General features: G+C 73.8%; 3 protein-coding genes and 1 pseudogene. 1 reads left to right on the forward strand and 3 read right to left on the reverse strand.

All coding sequences use genetic code 11. The annotated features are described in order from the left end of the window. A partial coding sequence (locus DKL51_RS33115; RefSeq protein WP_109943029.1) for a MarR family winged helix-turn-helix transcriptional regulator occupies positions 1 to 488 on the reverse strand: 488 nt, incomplete at its 3' end. A gap of 107 nt (positions 489 to 595) precedes the next feature. Between DKL51_RS33115 and DKL51_RS33120 the strand changes: the two genes are divergently transcribed. After that, the gene (locus DKL51_RS33120) at positions 596 to 958 is read left to right on the forward strand and encodes a DoxX family protein (protein ID WP_109943028.1); all 363 of its coding nucleotides are present in this window, start codon (positions 596 to 598) and stop codon (positions 956 to 958) included. A 47-nt stretch (positions 959 to 1,005) separates the two neighbouring features. Here the strand turns inward: DKL51_RS33120 and DKL51_RS33125 are convergent, their stop codons facing one another. Continuing rightward, the gene (locus DKL51_RS33125; protein ID WP_109943027.1) at positions 1,006 to 2,754 is read right to left on the reverse strand and encodes a DEAD/DEAH box helicase; all 1,749 of its coding nucleotides are present in this window, start codon (positions 2,752 to 2,754) and stop codon (positions 1,006 to 1,008) included. Between the two features lie 83 nt (positions 2,755 to 2,837). After that, positions 2,838 to 3,052 (reverse strand): annotated as a pseudogene (locus DKL51_RS33130) (hypothetical protein); the annotation flags it as partial.

Here is a 3,052-nt window from a genome sequence, read left to right on the forward strand (position 1 = left end):
CAGCAGGGGTTCGTGGGTCCGGGGCAGCTGTCGGCCGGGGCGATTCGGTCGAGCATCGCGGCGAGGGTGTCGCCCAGTCGGCGGACCTGCTCGGGGGTGAGCTGGTCGAAGACCAGCGAGCGCACGTGGGCCACGTGCCCGGGCGCCGCGGCCACCACGGCGGCCCAGCCGGCTTCGGTGAGCACGGCGACCGACCCACGGCGATCCTCGGTGCTGCGTTCCCGGTGTATCAGGCCACGGCGCTCCAGCCGCCCCACCAGGTGCGACAGCCGGGACTGGGAGCCGTTGACCAGGCCGGCGAGGTCGGTCATCCGGCGGGACCGACCGGGAGTCTCGCTGAGGATGGCGAGCACCAGGTACTCGAAGTGGGTCAGTCGGGCGTCGCGCTGCAACTGGGCGTCGAGCGCGGCCGGCAGCACGGTCACCAGGTGCACCAGCCGCCGCCAGACCTGCTGCTCCTCGTCGGTCAGCCAGCGGGTGTCCTCCATGACACCAGCCTACCGTTACTTGACGGTTCAAGTATTCAGGCCGTAGCGTGCCTACTTGAATCATCAAGTACCTCGGCCCACCGGCCGCCATCCCCGAAGAGGTATTCGTGAACGTTCTGCTGTGGGCTCTCCAGGTCATCCTCGCCCTGATCTTTCTCGGCGCCGGCCTGGCCAAGATCACCCTTCCGGAGGAGAAGCTGCGCGAGCGGATGGCGTTGGTGCCGCCGGCCCGGGCCAAGCTGCTCGGCACGGCCGAGGTGCTCGGCGCGCTCGGGCTGATCCTGCCGGCGGTGACCGGCATCGCCCCGGTGCTCACCCCGCTCGCCGCCGTGGGCCTCGCGATCGTGCTGCTTGGCGCGGTCGTGCTGCACGCTCGTGCGAAGGAGACCCAGATGGCGGTCGTCACCGCCGTGCTGCTGCTCGCCGCCCTCGTGGTGGCGTGGGGCCGGTTCGGCCCGTACGCCTTCTGACCCCGTGCCGGGAGGGGGAGCCCGAGGGTTCCCCCGCCCGGCGGCCGTCACCAGCGGTCCCGGCGCTCCCGCCGATCGCCGCCGCCGTCGCCGTCGCCGTCGCGGTCCCGCCGTACCGTCGCCTTGCGGCCCTTGATGGTGCTGCCCCGCAGGCCGGCGATCACCTCGTCGGCGACCGCGTTCGGGATCTCCACCAGCGAGAACCGGTCGGCGATCTCGATCGAGCCGATGTCCCGCCCGCTGACCCCGGTCTCCCCGGTGATCGCCCCGACCAGGTCCTGCGGCCGGACCCCGGCGCGCCGGCCCAGCCCGATGAAGACCTGCGTCGTGCCGGCCGCCCGGGGCCGCCCGCCGCGCCGCTCCCCGCGGCCCTCGTACCCCGGTCGGCCTTCCCTGGCCGGCCGGACCGCGACCTGCGGGATCTCCGCTTCCTCGTCGGTGGTGCCGGGCAAGGTGGCCTCGTGGGCAAGCTTCACCCCGGCGAGGGCGACCTCCATCATGTCGAACTCGTCCGACAGCGACTCGACGATGGCCCGGAACGGCTCCAGGTCGTCCTCCAGCAGCGACTCCCGCAACGCGGCCTGGGTCAGCTCCAGCCGCCGGGTACGCAGGTCCGCCACCGTTGGAATCTTGTCGATGGCGATCCGCTGGCCGGTCACCCGCTCGATCGTCTTGAGCATTCGGTGCTCGCGCGGCTCGGCGAGGGTGATCGCCACCCCCTCCCGGCCGGCCCGGCCGACCCGGCCGATCCGGTGCACGTACGACTCCGGCGCCGACGGCACGTCGTAGTTGACCACGTGGGTGAGCTGCTCGACGTCCAACCCGCGGGCCGCCACGTCGGTCGCCACCAGCAGGTCCGCGGTGCCCCCCCGCAGTCGGCCCATCACCCGGTCCCGCTGCTCCTGGCTCATCCCGCCGTGCAGCGCCTCGGCCCGGTAGCCGCGGCCGTTCATCGTCTCGGTGAGCCGGTCCACCTCCTCGCGGCTGCGGCAGAACACGATCGCCGCGGTGGGGGACTCCACGTCCAGCACCCGGCCCAGCGCCGCCGGCTTGTGCCCCCGAGCCACGATGTACGCGCTCTGCCGCACCCGGGGCTGCTCCCCGGCGACCGGCTGCTCCCGGCCGATCTGGATGCGTACCGGGTCGGTCAGGTGCTGCCGGGCGAGCCCGTCGATGCGCGACGGCATGGTCGCCGAGAAGAGCACCGTCTGCCGCTGCTCCGGGGCGTGCTCCAGGATCGCCTCGATGTCCTCGGCGAAGCCCATGTCGAGCATCTCGTCCGCCTCGTCCAGCACCACCGTGGCCAGCGACCCGAGCCGCAGCGTGCCCCGGGCGATGTGGTCCAGGGCCCGGCCCGGGGTGGCCACCACCACGTCCACGCCCATGTCGAGCGCGCGCAGCTGCCGGCCGATCGGCTGCCCGCCGTAGATCGGCAGCACCCGGGCGCCCAGATCCTTGCCGTAGCGGTGGAACGCCTCGGAAACCTGCACCGCAAGCTCCCGGGTGGGCACCAGCACCAGCGACGCCGGGTCGCCGGCGCTCCGGTCGTCCGGCATCCGCTGGAGCAGGGGCAGGGCGAAGGCGGCGGTCTTACCCGTACCGGTCGCCGCCTGCCCCAGCAGGTCCCGGCCGGCCAGCAGCGGCGGGATGGCCTCGCGCTGGATCGGGGTCGGCTCCTCGTAGCCGAGGGCGGACAGGGCGCCCAGCAGCTCGGGGCGCAGTCCCAGGTCGGCGAAGGCGGTCGCCTCGTCGTCGGTGGCGGGGGTGGGGTCGGTCGGGGTCGGTGCGGAACTCATGCGTCAAGCCTTTCATCACCCGCGCCGGCCCGTCGCGGCGACCGGCACAACCGTCGGCCTGACCACGTCCCACGGCCGCGGGATCACCCGAGCAGGAGGGCCAGCGCGACGTTCACCCCCACCACGGCGTCGAGCACCCCGCACCACTCCGCGTACCCCCGGGGCACCACCCGGCCGGTGCGGTGGTGCGCCAGGTCCCAACCGGCGTGCCCGAGCCAGCCAGCGGCCACCAGAGCGCCGGTGAGGTCGTCCGGCCCGACGACGGCGGCCACCGCCAGCCCGGCCCACGCGGCCAGCC

It is taken from the genome of Micromonospora globispora (assembly GCF_003857015.1).
Lineage (GTDB): Bacteria > Actinomycetota > Actinomycetes > Mycobacteriales > Micromonosporaceae > Micromonospora > Micromonospora globispora.

Coding starts and splice junctions, on each gene's coding strand:
- DKL51_RS33125 (WP_109943027.1), bottom strand. CDS start 2,754: ATGAGTTCCGCACCGACCCCGACCGACCCCACCCCCGCCACCGACGAC.